Here is a 21,291-nt window from a genome sequence, read left to right as displayed (position 1 = left end):
TTGATAAGAATTGAGGTGCACACGTTGAAAAAAATGATTTTTTCATTACTAATTATTCAAATGCTAATCTTCCTTACCACGATTTTGCGAACAGATGAACTCACCTTATTATCATACATAAACAACTCGTTTGTTTACGGTGGGATTTTACTATTTTTAGGTTTGTGGGTTTTTGTCATCCGTACTGGCGTGTTTGACATATTTACGATCAGTATGAGAAAAGCTTTTAAAATGAAGTCTACTATAGAAGATGATGAAATGCGACCTCCTTCTGAAGCATTGGGTTTCTCTAGTTCATATTTACTTATTATCGGTACAATTACATTACTGATTATGCTGATTTGTTTAGTGATTTATAGCATCTAATATTGCTTAAAAAATCGTTTATGTATTATAATAATACTATATAAAACGGGCAATGATAAAGAGGAGTAAATGCAGTTCCTTCTATAATAGAGAGTCTGTGGTTGGTGGAAACAGATGGAGTGCTGCATTGAATGGACTTTTGAGCTGAATTGGCGAACGTACAGTAGCCGATTCCGTGTTCTTCACGTTATGAAGAAGAGTGGCCGGAGACGGCAACTAGGGTGGTACCGCGGAAAACACATCATTCGTCCCTTTTTTTAGGGATGTGTGCTGTGTTTTTTAATTTGAGGAGGAATAAGGATGAAGAAGAAAATTTTTTCAGGCGTTCAGCCTACCGGTACGGTAACACTCGGAAATTACATAGGTGCTTTCAAGCAATTCACTGAATTACAAGATGAATATGATTGCATCTTTTGCATTGTTGATCAACACGCCATCACAATGCCTCAAGATCGATTGGAGCTACGTAAAAATATTAAGGCACTGGCCGCACTTTATCTTGCTGTCGGAATCGATCCAGAAAAAGTAACTTTATTTATTCAGTCGGAAGTTCCAGCGCACGCACAGGCCGGCTGGATGCTGCAATGCGTTTCAACCATCGGCGAACTTGAACGCATGACGCAATACAAAGATAAATCCGCTAAAAACGCCTCAGTTTTAGCAGGGCTCTTAACATATCCACCTTTAATGGCAGGCGATATTCTATTGTATCAAACTGATATCGTGCCAGTTGGCGACGACCAAAAGCAACATATCGAGCTTACACGTGATTTAGCAGAGCGCTTTAACCGAAAATACAATGACATCTTTACGATTCCCGACATTCGTATTCCTAAAAATGGTGCGCGTATTATGTCATTACAAGACCCTACAAAAAAAATGAGTAAATCTGATCCGAACAAAAAGGCAATTATTACGTTGCTAGATGACTTGAAAACCATCGAAAAGAAAATAAAGAGCGCGGTAACTGATTCTGAAGGAATCGTTAGATATGACCCGATTAATAAGCCTGGAGTAGCCAATCTATTGACGATTGAAGCTGCATTGACTGGTGAAAGTATTGAGAGATTAGTTTCGAAATATGAAGGTTCTGGCTATGGTGATTTTAAGTCTTCCGTGGCACAAGCTGTTACCCACCATTTAGCGCCTATTCAAGAGCGGTATAAGGCATTACTAGATTCTGATGAATTAGATACCATTTTAGATGCAGGAGCTGAAAAAGCGAATTTCCTAGCGAATAAAACACTCAAGAAAATGGAAAATGCAATGGGTCTTGGTCGTAAAAGAAAATAAAGTAAAAAGGAGCTGCGAAAATCGCAGCTCCTTTTTACTTTATTTTATTATTCTGCAGTAACCGGTGAATCTTGGCTTACAGCAAGGTCAGACAAGTAAATTTCAGTTCCATCACCAATCGCGTAATTTAATACACGGTCGTTAACAGGACTCAATACTGCACGGTATAAAGTTGGGAATACCGGCACTTCGTCAACCATCAATTGTTGCCATTCGTCGTAAACGTCTTGACGGAATGTTAGGTCAAATGCTTCTTCTGAACGACCTTCTTTTAGCAAGCGTTCATTTTCTTCATTTTCCCAACGTGGGAAGTTGTATAGAGCATCTGCTCCGTAAAGCCCTGAAGGATCTACGTCAATTCCAACGCCCCAAGCTGCTTGGTAAACATCCACGTCTGGGTTATCTTCTCCACCGTTACCAACACGGTCATAGAATGTGTTGAATTCAAGCATTTCCAAATTCACTTTCAAGCCAACTGCTTCCCAAGACTGAACATAGTATTGCGCTAATGGTTCAGCTGTGTCGCCACCAGTCATAGAAATAAAGTTAATTTCTAATGGGTTGCCTTCCGGATCTTCTCGGATTCCATCACCATCTGTATCTGCATAGCCAGCGTCATCCAATAGTGTTTTCGCTACTTCTGGGTCATACGCTCTTCCTTCATTTGAATCATCATGGAATTCAGGGTGTGACGGCGGAATCAATGTTGTTGCATTCCAGCGTAATCCATTATAGAAGCGTTCGCCAACCGCTGTATTATCTACAGCATGCCACATTGCTTTACGAAGTTCTACATCCCCCATTTTCGCTTCTGGGTTGAAATTAACACGATTTTTTTCTGCATCCCATGTCCCAAGTTTAAAGCCGATATACGTGTAGGCACGATCAACTGCACCTAAAAATTCCACGTTCGACATATCTGCGTTATCAGGGAATTGATCCACTGGGAATTCACTGATCAAGTCTACTCCACCTGTTTCTAGCTCTTGAACTACTGTAGAGCTGCTGATGACTTTAATTGTTACGCCATCCAGATTAGGTGCTCCGCGCCAGTAATCTTCGTTTTTAGTTAATGTTACAGATTCTCCTGGAATAATGCTTTCTACTTTAAATGGTCCAAAACCAATAGGATTTTCACGTACCTCTGGAGAAGAAGAAATATCAGCTACTGCCATATCTCCAAAAATATGCTTAGCAAGTGGATATGACCACACGCTTCCTGTTAAAAGTGATGGTGTTGATTCGATGTACGTAATTTTCAACGTTTTTTCATCAACAACTTCGATACCTGAAATAGTATCTGCTTTTCCGCTATTGTATTCTTCCATACCTTCAATGTTTGTGAAATCTGAATTGTAACGAGGACCGTCATATTCAGGGTTCCCAATCACTTCATGAGCAAATAACCAATCTTCTGCAGTAACGGGTTCACCGTCATGCCAATTGACATTGTCGCCAATTTTAAATGTGAATGTGCGTCCATCTTCCGAAACTTCGTATGTTGCAGCTCCATCATTTGTGTACACATAGTTTTCATCCCAAGTTAACAAGCCTTCATCAAACCAGTTTAAAATTTCTGCATCTGGTGCTCCAGAGTAGAAGTTCCAGTTTAATGTTCCTTCAAACACTGTATCCGATACTAAACCAAATGTAATCTTACCACCATCGATGGCTTCGCCTTCATTTGTCTTTACATTGCTAAAGTCATCAATTGAATACAGTCCGTCATCTTTTTGTTCTTGTTTACCGTCAGCATCTTTTTTACTACTGCTGTCTTTCGTGGTTTCATCATCACCACTACACGCTGCTAATAGCAATGCTAAAGACAAGATCAATACTTTAGACTTGTTACTCTTCCCCATTTTCTGTTTCCCCCTCTAGTGTTGAATATAATAATTGCTGTTTGCATGTTTCAAAATAATATTTCGCATCTTCAATCAGACTTTGCTCCCCCTTCTTCCCCTATATTGTTACCCTCTTCGCTGCCGGGCATCGGTAGCGCGTTTTAAAGCTTGCCCGACGTTATTTATACTAAGCATCAATACTAATATGAGAATTGATGCAGGTAACCAAATCCACCATCTCAACTCCAAAGTTTGAGGGTTTCTTGCATAACTAATTAAGGTCCCTAAACTTGGTGTTGATTCGGGAAAACCAAATCCTAAAAAGGACAGGCCAGATTCAATGCCAATGTTAGCTGCCAAATTTAATGTCATCGTTACGATGATGATTGAACTTAAATTTGGAAGAACTTGAAAAAACATGATTTTAAAATTGGATGTCCCCAATGTTTTGGATGCTTTTACATAATCCAATTCTTTTTCCTGCAATGCTTTAGAGCGTATGAGACGGGCGATTCCCATCCATAAGAACGCTGTCATAATTAAGGAAAATGAAACAATGCTATAACCAGGTACGGCCGTAACAAACGCAATAACAATCATTAAAGTCGGCAATACCATGAAAAAATCAACAAAACGCATAAAGATATTATCGACAGTGCCTCCGTAATATCCAGAAACAAGTCCAATCAATATACCGATAACCCCTGTCAGCAAAGTAATTAAAATGCCGATAGCTAAAGAGTTACGTGTTCCAATAATCAATTGTCCAAAAATATCACGCCCGCCGTAATCAGTACCTAACCAATACATGGAAGATGGCGCTTCATAAAGTGCAAATAAATCAACTTTGATGATTTCATCTTGGTCGAGAATAATTGATGTACCAAACACACCAACAATGATGAGAAATAAGAACAATAATGATACAAATGCAACTTTGTCTCGTATTAATTCTCTTAGTAATATACTAAATCCAGATGGGCTTTTACCGAGATCCACATCAGGGATTTGTGTTCCACTGTCTTTATCAAGTCTCATATTTACACCTCAAAATTATCATTTATTATTTAATTCGAATGCGTGGATCTACTAAACTCAAGATGATATCGGATAATAACGCTCCTATGATTGCTGCAAGTCCAAATAGTAGAACAAGTGCGGTCATTACACTGTAATCGCGCAAGCTGATTGAAGATAGGAACAATTCGCCCATACCTGGATAGCCAAAAATATTCTCAATGAATATTGTCCCGCCGATCAATCCTGTTATTTCGTAACCAAAAAAAGCGGCAATTGGGAGTAAGGAGTTCCGCAAAACATGACGATTATAAACTCGTGATTCGGATGCGCCTTTTGCTCGAGCTGTTACGATAAAATCTTTTTGTTTTGTATCAATAATCTCACTTCTCAAATACTGGACTGTCGAAACAGTCGTGATCAGTGCCATCGATAAGGCTGGTAATAATAAATGATTTACTTTGCTGATAAAATATTCTAACGTCCCAGGCGTTGTTCCTGGTGTGACACTGCCGCTTGTTGGGAACCAACCTAGCTGGAAGCCGAAAATAAACAACATCACTAAAGCAAAAATAAACAATGGCGCCGCAAAACCAATATACGTATATCCCGTAATCACGCGGTCTAACCAAGTATCGTTAAAACGCCCGCTAATAATTCCCAAAGGAATGGCAATTAAATAAGTTAATATCAATGTCGCTAAAGATAGCCATAACGTATTAATCATTCGCGCTCCGATTAAGTCAGAGACCGGCATTTTGAAACGGAATGATTGACCAAAGTCGCCTTGCATGACCCCTTTTATCCAGTCAATATACTGAACATACCAAGGATTATTCAATCCAAGACGTTCTCTCATAGCTTCGATTGTGGCTGGGTCGATACTCGGGTCAATTAATCCAGTTAATGCATCCCCCGGCATTGCTTGAGCTAAAATAAATACTAAAAGGCTTAACACAATAATTTGTGGGATGGTAATAAGTGTTCTGCGTACTATTAGTTTCCACATACCATTCAACCTCTCTCTCCCAATGCTACTTGATGGGTAGCTGATATTGCTTTTAAGGAGAAAGGCAAACCTTCTTCATCAAAAAAGTCTTTTTCCAGTCTATCGTATTCAGCCTTAACCAATTTACGATTAGCGTAGTGCTTTTCCCGGTTGCGCGGATCGCTGTCTGGAATTGCTGCGATTAAACGTTTCGTGTAAATATGCTGTGGATTCGTAAAAATTTCCTCAGCTGTACCATGCTCAACATAGCGACCTTTATACATAATGCCGATATGATCGCACATATGACGAATGATACCTAAATCATGGCTAATGAATAAATACGTTAAATTTAGTTCTTTTTGAATTTCACGCATAAAATTCAAAACTTGGGCTTGAACAGATACATCTAAAGCTGAGACTGGTTCATCAGCAATGATCAATTTTGGTTTTAATGCAATTGCCCGGGCAATACCAATACGTTGACGCTGCCCTCCAGAAAATTCATGTGGATATTTATAAATTGCCTCTGGACTAAGACCTACTAGTTCCATCAGCTCTTGAACACGAATGCGTTCTTCTTTTGCAGAAAGATTTTCATAATTACGGAGCGGTTCAGCTACAATATCCCCAACTCTTTTTTTAGGATTCAATGATGAAAATGGATCTTGAAAAATCATCTGTATATCTTTTCGTACATCGATATACTCTTTTCTACTCACAGTGGCCAAATCTCTGCCCTCGAACATTACTTTTCCTGAAGTGATGTCATTTAAGCCGATAATGGCACGTCCTGTTGTTGTTTTACCAGATCCGGATTCCCCCACTAATCCGTACGTTTGACCTTGTTCTATCGAAAACGAGACGCCATCCACTGCCCGAACATGATCTTTCACGGTTTGAAAAACACCGCCACGGATAGGAAAGTGAACCTTCAAATTTTCAACTTCAATTAGCGACATAATTGCGCTCCTCCTCGGATTTTTCTGGGAAGTAAAAGTCTTTATAGCATGTGCAACGCACAAAATGGCCATGACTAATTTCATGAAGTTCCGGAGAAGCTTCGTGAGCTGAGTCTTTAATCCATGGAATACGACTTGCAAAACGACATCCTGTTCTCGGCAAATTTTGAAGTGATGGCACAACACCTTGAATAACATGCAGATCTGATTTTACTTCTGCCAATGTTGGAATTGAATTTAATAGCGAGCGTGTATAAGGGTGTTGTGGGTTTTCCATCAATGTATAAATATCTGCAATCTCCACAATTTGTCCCGCGTACATAACGGCTACCCGGTCAGCCATCTCGGCGACTACTCCTAAATCATGCGTAATTAGGATAATCCCAGCATGAATTGTATCTTTCAACTCTTTGATCAAGTCTAAAATTTGGGACTGAATCGTTACATCTAGTGCCGTAGTCGGTTCGTCAGCAATTAATAGTTCAGGTTGATTTGAAATCGCCATTGCAATAACAATACGCTGACGCATGCCACCTGATAATTCATGTGGATATTGATAATAAGTTTTTTCAGGTCGCGGAATGCCGACTTGGTTCAGTAAGTTAATCACTTGTTTTTTTCGTAAACTCTTAGAGATTTTCGGATTGTGAAGGAAAATTGCTTCATCGATTTGTGCACCTACAACCATAAGCGGATTAAGTGCAGAAAGCGCATCTTGAAAAATCATTCCCATTTCACTACCACGCAACTGTTTCATATAATTCGCATTTGCATTAACTAGATTATTTCCTTTGTAATTGATTTCCCCCTCAATTTTAGCTCTTGTATGAAGCCCCATTATGGAAAATGCAAATGCACTTTTTCCAGAACCTGATTCGCCAACGATTGCCAACACTTCATTTTTCCTGACATTCAACGATACATCATCAACCGCAGCATAATAATCATCTTTAATTCTAAAGGACGTTTTCAGATTTTTAATTTCAAGCAAAACATCATTCACAATGATCCCCCTTAAAATAAAACACTTTGTTTTAACTTAAATGCCTTTACTCTTTCATCCTAATAAGTCGAATCTTCAGTTATACTAGGATAAAAACACCTTTCTAATCGACTCCAAAGCTTTTTAGTGCTATTGTACATATAGCAATATTTCATTATATTTAGAATAGCACAACAATTTATAGAATAGACAGTTTTTTTCAATTTTCTATAAAATTTTGGTTATTTTACCTATTGATTTATTTATTCAAATAAAAAATGGCGTTGTGCAATAGTTATTGCACAACGCCATTTTTGTTGAGGTTATTAAATTTTCTTGAATACGAGTGAAGCGTTATGTCCACCAAACCCAAGGGAGTTACTCATTGCAAAATCAAAGTCTGCTTTACGTGCTTCATTTGGAACATAATCCAAATCGCATTGTTCGTCAGGTGTTTCATAATTTGTCGTTGGAGGCATGATGCCTTCTTTTAATGCTAAAGCTGTGAAAATCGCTTCAACTCCACCAGCAGCGCCAAGCAAATGACCTGTCATGGATTTCGTCGAGCTCATTCCTAGTTTATAAGCATGTTCGCCAAACACTGTTTTTACGGCCATTGTTTCATATAAATCATTATAAGCTGTACTTGTTCCATGCGCATTAATATAACCAATATCCGTTGTTTCCACTCCAGCATCTTCTAAAGCTTGTGCCATTGCACGCGCTGCGCCTTCTCCACCTTCAGCAGGTGCAGTAATATGATACGCATCTCCAGTAGAACCGTAACCGATAATTTCTGCATAAATTTTAGCACCACGTGCTTTTGCAAATTCGTATTCTTCAAGAATAACGATTCCAGCGCCTTCTGCAATGACAAAACCATCACGGTTTTTATCAAAAGGACGTGAGGCTGTTGCTGCATCTTTGTTTGTCGACAATGCTGTGTTTGCCGTAAATCCGGCTACAGACAATTGCGTAATAGGGGCTTCTGCTCCACCAGAAATCATTGCATCTGCATCGCCACGCTGAATCACTTTAAATGCATCGCCAATTGAGTTTGTACCTGAAGCACAAGCTGTAACCGAACATGAATTGATGGCTTTGGCACCAAAGTAAATTGATACTTGGCCAGACGCCATATCTGGAATAATCATCGGGATTAAGAAAGGACTAATACGACGTGGACCTCTTGTATTCAATACATCCATTTGTTTTTCAATCGTTTCCATTCCACCAATACCGGATCCAATCCAGACACCGGTACGTAAAGCTGTTTTTTCATCTAATTCGAGATTGGCATCTTTCATAGCCATAATCGAAGCAGCGAGTGCATAATGCGTAAAACGATCCATTTTGCGTGCTTCTTTCTTTTCAATATATTCTTCTATCGAAAAGTCTTTTACTTCAGCCGCAACTTTTGCTGAATACAAGTCTGCGTCTACTCTTGTTAACGGACCAACTCCGGATTTACCGTTTTTGATTGCTTCCCATGTTGTTTCAATGTTATTACCTAATGGCGTAACTGCGCCAATCCCTGTAATGACTACACGGCGATTTTCCATTCTATCTTCTTCCTTTCGCATAGCTAATTATTTACCCCACTTCATTGCAATCGCGCCCCATGTCAAACCGCCGCCAAATCCGACCATAACGATAACGTCATCGTCTTTAATGCGATTTTCCTCTAAGTCTTCAACAAGAGAAATTGGGATAGATGCCGCTGAAGTGTTGCCATATTTATGAATCGTTTTCGACATTTTTTCAATTGGTAGACCTAGACGTTCTCTAGATGCTTCCATTATACGAATATTTGCTTGATGCGGAATAAGAAAATCGACGTCTTCTTTTTGCAATCCAGCTTTTTCGATAACATTTATGGCTGACTCACCCATTTGACGGACCGCAAATTTAAAAACTTCACGACCATTCATAACGAGATGCTCATCTTGATAAAGGTGCTTGCCACCTCTTCCATCCGCTCCAAGTTCGAACGATAAAATGCCGCGTCCTTCTGATACTTTACCAATTATTGCAGCTCCTGCACCGTCTCCGAAAAGAACGGCTGTGTTGCGGTCTTCCCAATTGGTGATTTTTGATAATTTCTCCACACCAACGACAAGAACATATTTATAAACATCAGATTCGATAAACTGTTTTGCTGTGATAACTCCGTACATGAACCCTGCACATGCTGCTGAAACATCCATAGCCGCTGCATTAACTGCTCCAATTTCTTGTTGAATGACACAAGCTACTGATGGAAAAGGCTGGTCAGGAGTAACTGTCGCTACTAGGATTAAACCAATATCAGCTGGATCGATACCCGCGTCTTCAATCGCTTTTTTTGCCGCTTCACGTGCCATGTCAGAAGTATCTTGTTCATCTTTTGCAATCCGTCGTTCTTCTATGCCTGTCATTGTACGGATCCATTCGTCGTTCGTATCCATGCGCTGTTCTAATTGAAAATTTGTTAATTTATCTTCTGGTAAACATCTGCCCAAACCGATTATTCCAGCATTCATTATATATCCCTCATTTCAATTATCATCATCTATTAGTACCTGGTGTTAATAATACGCCATCTATTATTCAATTTCAACTAACTGACATATTTACGACAAAATATCTTCATTCTTTATAATCTTTCTTTCTGTCTGTTAAGGCTTGTGCTATGATTAAGCTAGATATTCTATGTAGAGGTGAAACTAGATGCAATATATTGGAACGTTTTTATGGTCATTCTTATTAATTTCATTGGTCAACTATGTGGTAAGTGCTGTTCAGAATGTACATTTTGACTTTATGATGGGCGTTTACATTTCAATCGGAGTTTCAATTTTGATCTTCGTAATCGCAGCAGTTATTCCGAACGAACCAACTCCAGAAAAGCATTAATTCAAAAAAGAAGCGTAAGTCGGAAATCCGACTTACGCTTCTTTTTTATTGATAATAATTTGATTATTGTCACCCATTGTTAACGCTAGTTCTGTGTTAGCAACAATATCGCCTTTGATTAATTCGCGTGCAATATCGGTTTCAATTCTTCGTTGAATAAATCGTTTTAACGGACGTGCGCCGAATATTGGATCGGTTCCAGCTTCAACAATGTAGTTGATAACCGAATCATCAACAGACAATTTGATGTGCTGTTGACTCATGCGCGCTGCTAGTTCCCCAATCATCTTCTTAGCAATACCATAAAAATGGTCGTTATTTAATGCATGGAAGATGACAATATCGTCAATACGGTTTAACAGCTCTGGTTTAAAGTGTTTGCGCAATTCGCCCATGACAATGTCTTCTACATCATGTTCACTGCTCGTCTCGTTAATATGAGCTGAGCCAATATTAGAAGTCATGATGACAACTGTATTTGAGAAGTTAATGAGACGACCTTGACTGTCCGTAATACGTCCATCATCTAAAATTTGCAATAGAATATTGGCAACGTCTGGATGTGCTTTTTCGATTTCATCGAGTAAGACAACAGAGTATGGGTTGCGACGTACCGCTTCTGTTAATTGTCCGCCTTCCTCGTAGCCAATGTATCCTGGAGGTGCTCCGACTAGACGTGATACACTATGCTTCTCCATATACTCGGACATGTCGATTCGGATAAAATGATCTTCCGAGTCAAACAAATTCGCCGCCAGCGATTTCGCCAATTCTGTTTTCCCGACACCCGTTGGACCAAGGAAAATGAAAGAACCAATTGGCTTTTTCTCATCTTTAATCCCCGCTCGCGCTCTCCATACAGCTTCAGTTACAAGTTCTACTGCTTTGTCTTGACCAATGACACGCTCTTTCAATGTCTCGCCTAGACGCAATAGTTTTTCACGTTCGCCTTCTACTAATTTTGTTACAGGTATCCCTGTCCACCGTGCGACAATTCCTGCAATTTCTTCTTCTGTTACTTCTTCACGCAGCAATCTTTCAGCACCTTCATTTTCCAAGCTTGCTTCTAACGCATTCAACTCTTTTTCAAGCGCTGGAATTTTGCCATGCTGTAACACAGCAGCTGCGTTCAAGTCGTACTTGTTTTCCGCATCTTCTAATTGTCTACGGAACTGATCTAATTGCTCACGTTTTTGTTGAATTTTTTTCAATGACTCTTTTTCTTCTAACCATTGATTTTTCATACCCGCTGAAGAATCACGCAGTTCTGTTATTTCCTTCCGCAATGTCTCTAATCGGACTTTGCTCGCTTCGTCTTTTTCTTTCATCAAAGCTTGTTCTTCGATTTCCAATTGCAATAAACGACGTGTTACTTCATCAAGCTCTTGCGGCATCGAATCAATTTCGGTACGAATCATCGCACACGCTTCATCTATTAAATCAATTGCTTTATCTGGCAAAAAGCGCTCGGTGATGTAGCGATCTGACATAGCTGCTGCCGCGACAATCGCCCGGTCATGAATACGAACTGCATGGTGCAACTCAAAACGTTCTTTTAATCCACGTAAAATGGAAACGGTATCTTCTACTGAAGGCTCTCTAACCATAACTTGTTGGAAACGACGTTCTAAAGCCGGATCCTTTTCAATATGCATACGGTACTCATCTAAAGTCGTCGCACCAATACAATACAACTCTCCACGAGCAAGCATTGGCTTCAGCATATTTCCTGCATCCATTGCCCCTTCTGTTTTACCTGCTCCAACAATGGTGTGAATTTCATCGATAAATAAGATGATTTGGCCTTCACTATCTTTTACTTGTTTTAACACTGCTTTTAATCGTTCTTCAAATTCACCACGGTATTTAGCTCCAGCAATTAACGCACTCATGTCGAGTTCGTATATTGTCCGGTTTTTCAAACCTTCCGGAACGTCATTACGAACAATACGTTGCGCTAGCCCTTCGACAATTGCTGTTTTACCAACACCTGGTTCACCGATTAATACCGGATTATTTTTTGTTTTTCGTGACAAAATTCGAATAACGTTTCGAATTTCTTGATCTCGACCAATAACAGGATCCATTTTCCCTGATTGTGCTTGTTCGACCATATTGCGACCAAACTGCTCTAAAGGGGATTTTTGTTCTGTATTACCTGGGGATTGAACCATAACAACCTCTCCTTTTATAAAAGTTTGACTATCTTTGACTAATTAAATTATAGTCAATTTTTTAAGATTAAGCAATTATTAAGACTCTCCATTTTTTTCTAATTTATGCTACCTGCAACTAGCTGATTATATAGAAAAAACCTCACTGGAATAAATTCCAGTGAGGTTTTTCGTGTATTACTTATCTAACTCCAAGTGCCATTTTTGCGTAGCGTGACATATGTTCTTTGCCCCATACTGGCTGCCAAACGATTTTTACATCGACTTCTTCCACTTCTGGTAGCTCATATAACGCGGTTTTCACCATTTGTACAATTTGTGGTCCCATTGGGCAGCCCATTGACGTTAATGTCATGGTAACTACTGCAAATCCGTCTTCTGACAACACTACATCATAAATAAGCCCTAAATTGACGATGTCAATTCCTAATTCGGGATCGATTACAGTTTCTAAAGCACCCATCATGCTATCTTTCATATCTTGATCCATTCAAAATCCCTCCCTTTACTATTACAACCATCTTAACAAATTTCATCTGAAAATGGAATTGACACGATTATTCGGCTAAATGTTTAGCAAACCAATGTGTTGCTTCAAGCATACCAGCTCGACTTACTGCGTGCCCTGCTTCTCGTTCACGACGAAAAACAATGTTTTCGGGCACTGCCTCGTATTGTATTTTAAGTTTCTTGAATAAACGGTATGTTGGTTCAAAAGGTACGGTGACATCTTGTTCTCCATGCCAAAAATAAATGGGACGGTTATTGAATTTTGATTGATGCTTAACACTATCAAACATCGCTAATGTCGCAAACATCTTTTCTCTTTCTTGTTCACTGATTGGCAATTGGAATCCTCGCGATTCGTATTGCGTCATTTGCGCTTGAGCCAATTCCACGTAATTTCCTGCCCCCATCATAACTGCAGCTGCTTGAATCCAAGGATAAATTGTCATAGCTCCCATCGTGGTAATGCCACCCATAGAAGTGCCACCTACTCCTACCTCTCCTTTAACCAAGTTCTGCTTATGTAACTCCTCATGTAGAAATGTCAATTCTTCGATTGAAGTCAACACGATTTCCCAAAATCGCAAACTAATTTGAACATCATCTAATCCTTCACTTCGTTCTCCGTGAAGATGAGCATCTGGCAATATCACCCGGAGTCCCTTTTCAGCTAATTGATAGGCGTAATGCAAGTTATGTTCTTTTGCACTCATGTGTCCATGAAAAAATACTACCGTTGGTAACTCAGATTGCTCGTCTTGGTCTGGTGTTATATGAAGTAACGGGATATGCCCCCAAATTTGTCGTTGTACTATCAATTTGACTCACTTCCTTCTCTTATCTAATCGTACCAATCTTCCAGTTATCCAGCAAACCCCAATTCTTAACCATAATAAAACTTGAACTCACCAATTTTTTTGACGTACCCCTTGTTCTATCGCTACACTAGTAAGAGATAGAAAGGAGACGGCTATTTATATGAAGAAACATTTAATTGTTCTGGATTTAGATGGAACGTTATTAACAGATGAAAAAGTTATTTCACCTAAAACAAAACTGACCTTAAATAAAGCAATGGAGGCGGGACATGAAGTCATGATTGCTACTGGCCGACCATACCGCTCAAGTGAAACTTACTATAACGAATTGGGATTAACAACGCCAATCGTCAACTTTAACGGTGCGTTTGTCCATCATCCTACCAATGAACACTGGGGTATGCATCACACACCAATCGATTTGGGTGTTGTCCATGAAGTGGTTGAATCTATGTACAATTATAACTTCCACAACATTGTTGCCGAAGTTTTAGATGATGTGTACGTCCATCAACATGATGAACAACTTATGGACATCTTTAGGTTTGGAGATCCAACCATTACAACGGGCGATTTACGCAACTACTTGAAAACTGATCCAACCTCTATTTTAATCCACGCGCCGTATGAACGCGTACAGGAAATTCATGATCACTTGTCTTCGGTTCATGCTGAAGTTATCGACCACCGTCGCTGGGGAGCTCCTTGGCATGTTATCGAGATCGTAAAAAGTGGTATGAGTAAAGCCGTCGGGTTAGACCGTGTTTCAAAATCTCTTGGCATTAGCAGAGAAAACATTATCGCTTTTGGTGATGAAGATAATGATTTAGAAATGATTGACTTTGCAGGAGTTGGTGTCGCTATGGGGAATGCCATCTCGCCTTTGAAAAATATTGCTAACGAAATCACATTAACTAATAATGAAGATGGCATTGCTGAATTATTAATCGACCGGTTGAAGCTTTAACTATAAAGAGGAGGATTGGTTATGAGGTTATTCGCTGATAGCGCATCTGATTTACCTAAAGATTTTTTTGAAAACGAAGACGTAGTTTTATTCCCCTTACGCGTACATATCGGAGATCAAGATTATGAAGATATTCGCGGCATTCAATCTATTAAAGTATTTGATGCAATTCGCGCTGGCAATCAACCAAAAACGTCGCAAGTGTCACCTGAAGAAATGCTAAAGGCTTTTGAACAACTAGCCATCGCAAATGAAGAAGGTTTTTATCTCGCATTTTCTTCTGAATTGTCAGGTACTTATAGCACAGCGGTAATGGTAGCAGATCAAGTACGTGAGGATTATCCAGACTTAAAATTGACCATAATAGATTCTAAAGCTGCTTCGCTAGGATACGGATTGTTAGTAAAAGAAGCTGTAAAACTTCGCTCTGATGGTCACTCTCTTAAAACGATTCTTGAGAAAGTTCGTTTTATGGCAGACCATTTAGAAAGCCTCTTTACTGTAGAAGACTTGGATTACATGGCTAAAGGTGGTCGAATCTCTAAAGGCAGCGCATTTGTTGGTGGATTATTAAACATCAAACCATTACTTCATGTAGAAGATGGAAAGTTAGTGCCAATTGAAAAACTACGAGGACGTAAAAAAATTGTTAAGCGCATGATTGAATTAATGAAAGAACGTGGTAGCCAATTAGATCAACAAACAATCGCCATTAGTCATGGCGATGACGAAGAGTTTGCTACAATCTTAAAACAGGAAATTGAGCAACATTTTAACCCTAAAGAAGTTGAAGTTCATATGATTGGTTCTGTTATTGCTGCACATACTGGACCGGGAACCTTGGCATTATTTTTCCTTAATAAGATCGAATAGGAGCTGAATAGACGTTGAAAAAAATAGTCATTGTAGGGGCTGTCGGCGGAGGCGCCACAGCTGCGGGTCAACTTCGATTTTATAATCCGGATGTCCAAATAGTTGTTTTTGACCGGGATTCCACGATGTCTTATGCAGCATGTGGAACTCCATATGTCATTGGAGATGTAATCGAAGACGAACAGTCAATCGTTTTAACAAATCCAGAGAAATTTAAGAAAAAACGCGATATTGATGTAAAGCTCGGACACGAAGTAAAAGAAATTGACAGAGCCACTAAGAAAGTTCTTGTGCAAAACTTGGAAACCGGCGACCAATTTGAAGAGACTTATGATGCCTTAATCTTGGCACCCGGTGGTTCTGCGATAGTTCCGAAAATTGATGGGCTCGATTCTTCTCAGGTTTTCACTTTGCGTAATTTTGAAGACATGCAACGGATTGATCGCTTTATCAAAAACAAAAAACCTGAAAGTTGCATAGTTTCGGGTGGTGGATTTATCGGTCTTGAAATGGCAGAAAATCTAAAAAATCTTGGATTGGACGTATCACTCGTTCATCGGTCGCCCGCTATTATGTCTATTTTAGATACAGACATCTCGTTGATGATCGAAAAAGAATTGGCCGTTCAAGGCGTCAAACTTCTAACTGGTACAGAGATGGTAAAAACTGATGGCAAAACCATTAAACTATCGAATGGCATTGAGTTACACGCTGACTTTATCATTATGAGTGTAGGGTTAAGACCCAATACGGGACTTGCTGTAAAAGCTGGATTAAAAATTGGTGAAACTGGCGGCATTCAAACAAATGAATTCATGCAAACAGATGATCCTTCGATTTATGCAATTGGCGATGCTTCTGAAAATTTTGATATGGTGACAGGAGCTCCAAAAAGAGTACCACTCGCCTCTCCTGCCCATCGACAAGCATTTATCGCAGCACGCCATATCTTAGGAGATAAAATAGCGAAAAAAGGATTACTTGGAACTTCTGTCTTAAAGATTTTTTCATTAACTGCTGCTATGACTGGGTTGAATGAAAAAACCATCAAAGATAAGAATTTAGAATATGCTACAGTGACTCATAACGGAATTTCAAATGCTGGCTATTACCCTGATCATTCTAAAATCACTTTAAAAGTTCATTACAATCCACAAACGAGAAAGATTTTAGGCGCGCAATGCATTGGTGGAAAAGGCGTCGATAAACGCATCGACGTCATTGTCACTGCTATTTATGCAGGCTTAACTATTGATGATTTGCAGGCGTTAGAGCTGTGCTATGCACCTCCTTATTCATCGCCAAAAGATCCAATCAATATGGTTGGTTATAAAGCCATTAATGACAACTAAAAAAATCAAAAACAGGAAGAAAAAGCGAATCGCTTTTTCTTCCTGTTTTATTTCCGTTCAGTTGTTTTTTGTTTTGCAGCATCTGCTTTACGTTGTTTGCCTTTTCTCCATACAAACCATAGGAATAGCATAAACACGATATACATAATAGCTAGTGTTGCGATGTAAGCCGTATTTAGTTTTGTTTCTTCTGTAACATGGAAAACTTCCGCAATTTCACGGTCTTGCGTCACACGATAATCTCCACCGTCTTCTTGGCGGACAATATCACTTTCAAACAAGCCTCGCAATTCTTGATTTTCCCCAATCACATCAGCTGACAAATTAAGAGTTTTGGTCGATGAGGAATTGTTAATAGCGATAACCCAAGCTTCGTCGTCATTTGAACGCTTATAAACGAGCCAGCCATCTTCATCATGCAAAACTTCTACTTTTCCCGTCCGTAATGCTTCTGATGAATTGCGCAATGAGGTCAAATTCGTAATATGGTCAACTAATTCTTTATCTACTGCCATATCCAAAATTTGATGAGATTCAGATGGCGTTACGCCGTTCATTGCTGATTCTGACCCGTATTGAATCACTGGAATTCCCGGCATTGTTAGCAATTGCGTTAATAACAATTTCCAACGTGTTGGTGGAAACCCTTTTTCATCTACAATGTCTGACGTAAATCGAGAACCTAATAATGAATCTACTTGGATTAGCTGATTTTCACTTTGCTTCATAATGCTCTTAATACCAGTCAAATCTTGATCGAAATTCTTATAAGCTGCACGTAAAGCTTCTTCAACACCCGGAATAACGACTGCGTCAAATCCAGCTGTTTCTTCCATTTCACGATCACTTAAAATATAACTCGGACGAATGTCTTTCATTGCTTTAGAAAAATCACGCACAAACTGTGGATTTACTTTATCTGCATCTTGCAGTCGGAAACCATCCACTTGATAAGTTTCATTAAATTCTGTAAAGGTAGTGATGAATGCTTTTTGAACTTCTGAGTTTGCAGTATCTAGAGCTAAACTGCCATCTTCATTTTCTGTAAACCATTGAGGGTTTTCAACTGTCCAAATGTGATTAGCACTCACTTGTTGAGTTGGGATATCTACAATTACTTTCATATCCTGTTCATGAATTTCTTCTACCAATGTTTGAAATTCTTCTTTTGTCCCAAAATGGCGCTCAAACTGTGTATAGTCTAACACTTTTTTTCCATCGTAAGTTTCTGTTGAAAATACAGATCCTATTGAAAGAGCCGTAAAGCCCATGTCTTTCACAAATAAAAGTTCACTGGACATTCCATCAAAATCGCCCCCGTTAAAAGTTGTAGGGTCTAATGCATTTACTTCATAATCATTATCGATTTTTTTGTTAAAATAACGGTCGACTAATACATCATAAATAAGTTCATCTTTTAATTCATACTCTTTTTCAGCGTATGCTGGTTGAACGATTGTCAACAGCAATACTGCCGTGATCATGCTCGAAATCCATTTTGCTTTCAATCTGATATCCTCCTTCAATGAGGTCGTCATTGCGTTCTACCCGGTTCATTTTATCAAACTCCGGCTTTTACTGCCATGTAAAGTTAGCTTTTCGCTAGTAACTTGCTTGAGTTTCGTCTAAACTGTGAAATTTGCCAAAGAAAAAGACAGGTGCGCGGTGCACCTGTCTACTTGCTTAAAAGAAATCCATACCAACCGGCAACATGAATCCGATAAACATTGTTGCAAATAAGAAGACTGCAAACAATGCCCAGAACATCGTAACCGATTTTTGTTTTTTCGAACGAACTAATACCATTTCCATCATACCAATCGTCAATACGCCCAATAGGAATTTGATGCCATAAAGCATAGGGTCAGCAGAAGACCATTCGATAAATAACGTTAAGCCTGTAATGATGATTAAGACATAGAACAATCTTAATACCATGTGCATAATCTTGCGTCCTTTGCTATCGCGTTGCATAAATGCTGCAACTAAGAACAAAATGACAGCAACAACCCATGTCGTAATGTGTAAATGTGTAGTGTCTGTTAAAATACCCAAAATCTCACCTCTTCTAATAATGTCCTCTTTAGTTTAGCACAACTAGGACAGGGGCAAGAGCTATAATCCTATGACAAATGTGTGACGAGCGTGCCAATTGATTCGATGGATACTTTAACCGTATCGCCTGCTTTTAAAAACTTCGGTGGAGTAAAACCTTTGCCGACTCCAGCAGGTGTACCTGTAAGCAAAATGTCACCTGGCTCTAAAGCCACATATTTTGATACTTCGGCAATTAGTTCATCCACACGACGAATCATGTTTTCAGTATTGCCGTTTTGACGAATCTCGTCATTTACTTTTGTTACAATCGATAAATTTTGTGATTGAGGTATTTCATCTTTTGTTACGATATATGGCCCAATTGGACATGAACCTGGCAAGCTTTTCCCAAGGAAATATTGTTGGTGTTTAGCTTGTATATCGCGCGCTGTTAAATCGTTTGCGATGGTATAACCAAAAACGTAATCATAAGCCATTTGTTTTGGTATTTTATGACCCGCTTTTCCGATAACAACAGCCAATTCACCTTCATAGTCATACGAATCGGTTACGTCGCTATGAACTGAAACGGTTTCACCGGCCGCTGAAATACTAGTAGACGCCTTAGTGAAAACTACCAAATCAGTAGGTGCTTCTCCGCCCATTTCTTTAGCATGATCTGCGTAATTTTTGCCAATCGCAATAATATTTTTTGGTGTTTTTGAAATCGGAGCTAGCCATTCAATTTCTGCATATGAGTGTTTGAATTCTTCAGAGCGGTCAGATTGGACAGCGGCTTCCGTCAATTTACGAATTTGTTCGACAAACTCCATTCCTTGTGGAATTCCTTCTATCAATTGTGCAGGGAATGCAGGCAAGACCTCTAATTGCTGTTGAATCGCAACTAAATCCCATACAGCATCTTCCTTTTTAACTTTTGGTCCGAATCCTTCTTTTCCTTCGTAGCGAAATGATAACAGCTTCATTCGTCAAACACTCCTTTTCTGTAGTTGAATTCATTATACACATTCAGCGTTTTGAATTGTTAGTTTTTTCGAAATTATTTCCGTAAGTCCATTTTCTCCAAATCATTTCAAGTGGACCACGTGAAAATTTTTCAAACCAAAGTTCTGCAAAAATTAACTGAACGACAAAAATACCGAAGGCAATCAATGTTCCAGTTAGCAAGTCAACTTTTCCATACAAACCTAACCCGTATGAATAAAAAATCAATGTAGCTAAAATCGATTGTGTAATATAAGTGGTTATTGACATCCGCCCTACTTTAGCTATTGGTGAAAATAACTTTTGTAAGCTTCTTTTTTGAGCCATTAATGCAATCAAAGCCGCATAGCCAACCGCTACAAGGGGTCCCCCAAATAAATCTTGTAAATAGACAAAAGCGTAATTTTTGTCAAACAAAAAAGGTGTACTTTTTAAAACTAAGCCCATCAACAGCGGAATAACCGCTAAAAATATCCAAATTTTGCGCTTTTCTTGCGTCCGTTCAATTAACTGCCACTTAGCTGCAGCTGCTCCAAACATAAGAAAAGGCAAGATGGTAAACGCTAAAAACACAAAGCCTATCATATTATTACTGTAAGTCCAGTCAGCCAATCGTTGGCTGAAAATCTCTGCAAAATTACCCGATTGGTACGATTGAATCGAATTTTCAATTTCCATATAGCCCACATAAGTATTCGGATCTGCAGCTGCCGCGATAAACATAATCGCGAGCATTAACAAGTGAGGCACCACATAAATAACTGCACCCAAACTCATTAGCCATCTAGAAGGAAGTCGAATCAAGCCAAGTAATAAAAAGCCCATAATGGCATAAGTGATTAAAATATCCCCATACCAGATAAGAAAGGCATGAATAATGCCAAATAGTAAGAGTACCATTAGTCGCTTAACTGCAAGCGGCATAAAGGGACGTCCTATAGCCTCTGCACGCATGTATTGCATAGCTAAGCCATAGCCAAATAACATAGCGAACAATGGATAAAAACTAGCTTGGATAAAAATATCAATCACTAAATAGATTCCTTCATTCACACTCCCATTAAACCATTTGTAAGTGTCTATATAGGAAAGCGGTGAATGGAAAGCTAGCATATTAATAAGTAAAATACCTAAAAGCGAAAATCCTCTCATCAAGTCAATCGCTTTTATTCGTTCATTGGTAGAAACCGGCTGTAAGTTCAAAATAATCC

At 39.1% G+C, this 21,291-nt stretch carries 20 protein-coding genes and 1 other annotated feature; of the genes, 6 read left to right on the top strand and 14 right to left on the bottom strand.

Translation table 11 applies throughout. The annotated features are described in order from the left end of the window. Positions 1-33 precede the first annotated feature (33 nt). Together MLE13_RS00645 and trpS are read left to right on the top strand one after the other, a co-directional pair. The gene (locus tag MLE13_RS00645; RefSeq protein WP_240747555.1) at positions 34-366 is read left to right on the top strand and encodes a DUF3899 domain-containing protein; all 333 of its coding nucleotides are present in this window, start codon (positions 34-36) and stop codon (positions 364-366) included. Between the two features lie 43 nt (positions 367-409). Further along, positions 410-622 (top strand) — a binding site (T-box leader). A gap of 44 nt (positions 623-666) precedes the next feature. Beyond that, positions 667-1,659 carry a tryptophan--tRNA ligase gene (trpS, locus tag MLE13_RS00640; protein ID WP_240747552.1) on the top strand — a complete coding sequence of 331 codons (993 nt, stop codon included), beginning with the start codon at positions 667-669 and terminating at the stop codon, positions 1,657-1,659. A gap of 47 nt (positions 1,660-1,706) precedes the next feature. On the opposite strand, the gene opp4A is transcribed toward trpS, so the two are convergent. The 7 genes from opp4A to MLE13_RS00605 form a co-directional block, all read right to left on the bottom strand. Beyond that, entirely contained in the window at positions 1,707-3,521 is a 1,815-nt protein-coding gene (opp4A, locus tag MLE13_RS00635; RefSeq protein WP_240747551.1) for an oligopeptide ABC transporter substrate-binding protein, read from the bottom strand. 108 nt (positions 3,522-3,629) lie between these two features. Continuing rightward, on the bottom strand, positions 3,630-4,541 hold the full coding sequence (locus MLE13_RS00630) for an ABC transporter permease (RefSeq protein ID WP_240747549.1): 912 nt from the start codon (positions 4,539-4,541) through the stop codon (positions 3,630-3,632). Between the two features lie 25 nt (positions 4,542-4,566). Further along, positions 4,567-5,529, bottom strand: a complete 963-nt coding sequence (gene opp4B, locus MLE13_RS00625) for an oligopeptide ABC transporter permease (protein ID WP_240747548.1) — start codon at positions 5,527-5,529, stop codon at positions 4,567-4,569. A 5-nt stretch (positions 5,530-5,534) separates the two neighbouring features. Further along, complete coding sequence (locus MLE13_RS00620; RefSeq protein WP_276323760.1) at positions 5,535-6,470, bottom strand: ABC transporter ATP-binding protein; 936 nt, start codon at positions 6,468-6,470, stop codon at positions 5,535-5,537. Then, complete coding sequence (locus MLE13_RS00615) at positions 6,457-7,473, bottom strand: ABC transporter ATP-binding protein (protein WP_346429143.1); 1,017 nt, start codon at positions 7,471-7,473, stop codon at positions 6,457-6,459. The genes MLE13_RS00620 and MLE13_RS00615 overlap by 14 nt, the downstream gene beginning before the upstream one ends. Positions 7,474-7,778: 305 nt before the next feature. Continuing rightward, positions 7,779-9,014, bottom strand: a complete 1,236-nt coding sequence (gene fabF, locus MLE13_RS00610) for a beta-ketoacyl-ACP synthase II (RefSeq protein WP_240747547.1) — start codon at positions 9,012-9,014, stop codon at positions 7,779-7,781. Positions 9,015-9,041: 27 nt separating this feature from the next. Continuing rightward, on the bottom strand, positions 9,042-9,974 hold the full coding sequence (locus MLE13_RS00605; protein ID WP_240747545.1) for a beta-ketoacyl-ACP synthase III: 933 nt from the start codon (positions 9,972-9,974) through the stop codon (positions 9,042-9,044). 187 nt (positions 9,975-10,161) lie between these two features. Between MLE13_RS00605 and MLE13_RS00600 the strand changes: the two genes are divergently transcribed. After that, a complete protein-coding gene (locus tag MLE13_RS00600) occupies positions 10,162-10,347 on the top strand; it encodes a YjzD family protein (RefSeq protein ID WP_008429711.1) in 186 nt (61 codons plus the stop codon). Between the two features lie 32 nt (positions 10,348-10,379). On the opposite strand, the gene MLE13_RS00595 is transcribed toward MLE13_RS00600, so the two are convergent. The 3 genes from MLE13_RS00595 to MLE13_RS00585 all read right to left on the bottom strand — a co-directional run bounded on the left by MLE13_RS00595 (position 10,380) and on the right by MLE13_RS00585 (position 13,846). Next, positions 10,380-12,521 carry an ATP-dependent Clp protease ATP-binding subunit gene (locus tag MLE13_RS00595; RefSeq protein WP_240747544.1) on the bottom strand — a complete coding sequence of 714 codons (2,142 nt, stop codon included), beginning with the start codon at positions 12,519-12,521 and terminating at the stop codon, positions 10,380-10,382. A gap of 181 nt (positions 12,522-12,702) precedes the next feature. Further along, entirely contained in the window at positions 12,703-13,011 is a 309-nt protein-coding gene (locus MLE13_RS00590) for a metal-sulfur cluster assembly factor (protein WP_240747542.1), read from the bottom strand. 67 nt (positions 13,012-13,078) lie between these two features. After that, positions 13,079-13,846 carry a prolyl oligopeptidase family serine peptidase gene (locus MLE13_RS00585; protein ID WP_240747540.1) on the bottom strand — a complete coding sequence of 256 codons (768 nt, stop codon included), beginning with the start codon at positions 13,844-13,846 and terminating at the stop codon, positions 13,079-13,081. 160 nt (positions 13,847-14,006) lie between these two features. Here MLE13_RS00585 and MLE13_RS00580 point away from each other — a divergent pair, with 160 nt between their 5' ends. The 3 genes from MLE13_RS00580 to MLE13_RS00570 are packed head-to-tail and all read left to right on the top strand — an operon-like array spanning position 14,007 to position 17,038. Beyond that, positions 14,007-14,813: a Cof-type HAD-IIB family hydrolase gene (locus MLE13_RS00580; protein ID WP_276323759.1), complete on the top strand. Its 807-nt coding sequence runs from the start codon at positions 14,007-14,009 to the stop codon at positions 14,811-14,813. Between the two features lie 21 nt (positions 14,814-14,834). Beyond that, complete coding sequence (locus MLE13_RS00575) at positions 14,835-15,686, top strand: DegV family protein (protein ID WP_240747538.1); 852 nt, start codon at positions 14,835-14,837, stop codon at positions 15,684-15,686. A gap of 14 nt (positions 15,687-15,700) precedes the next feature. Next, positions 15,701-17,038 (top strand): CoA-disulfide reductase, encoded by a 1,338-nt coding sequence (locus MLE13_RS00570; protein ID WP_240747536.1) that lies wholly within the window; start codon positions 15,701-15,703, stop codon positions 17,036-17,038. A gap of 47 nt (positions 17,039-17,085) precedes the next feature. Here MLE13_RS00570 and MLE13_RS00565 read toward each other — a convergent pair whose 3' ends face one another. The 4 genes from MLE13_RS00565 to MLE13_RS00550 all read right to left on the bottom strand — a co-directional run bounded on the left by MLE13_RS00565 (position 17,086) and on the right by MLE13_RS00550 (position 21,283). After that, the gene (locus MLE13_RS00565; protein ID WP_240747535.1) at positions 17,086-18,546 is read right to left on the bottom strand and encodes an alpha-amylase family glycosyl hydrolase; all 1,461 of its coding nucleotides are present in this window, start codon (positions 18,544-18,546) and stop codon (positions 17,086-17,088) included. Positions 18,547-18,721: 175 nt separating this feature from the next. After that, complete coding sequence (locus MLE13_RS00560) at positions 18,722-19,093, bottom strand: YisL family protein (RefSeq protein WP_240747534.1); 372 nt, start codon at positions 19,091-19,093, stop codon at positions 18,722-18,724. Positions 19,094-19,161: 68 nt separating this feature from the next. Next, on the bottom strand, positions 19,162-20,061 hold the full coding sequence (locus tag MLE13_RS00555) for a fumarylacetoacetate hydrolase family protein (RefSeq protein WP_240747533.1): 900 nt from the start codon (positions 20,059-20,061) through the stop codon (positions 19,162-19,164). Between the two features lie 43 nt (positions 20,062-20,104). Further along, positions 20,105-21,283 carry a DUF418 domain-containing protein gene (locus MLE13_RS00550; RefSeq protein ID WP_240747532.1) on the bottom strand — a complete coding sequence of 393 codons (1,179 nt, stop codon included), beginning with the start codon at positions 21,281-21,283 and terminating at the stop codon, positions 20,105-20,107. Positions 21,284-21,291: the final 8 nt, after the last annotated feature.

Source organism: Planococcus halocryophilus (assembly GCF_022489025.1).
Taxonomy (GTDB): domain Bacteria; phylum Bacillota; class Bacilli; order Bacillales_A; family Planococcaceae; genus Planococcus; species Planococcus halocryophilus_A.
Note: the sequence above shows the minus strand (reverse complement) of the source record. Positions and strands in the feature narration are given on the sequence as shown.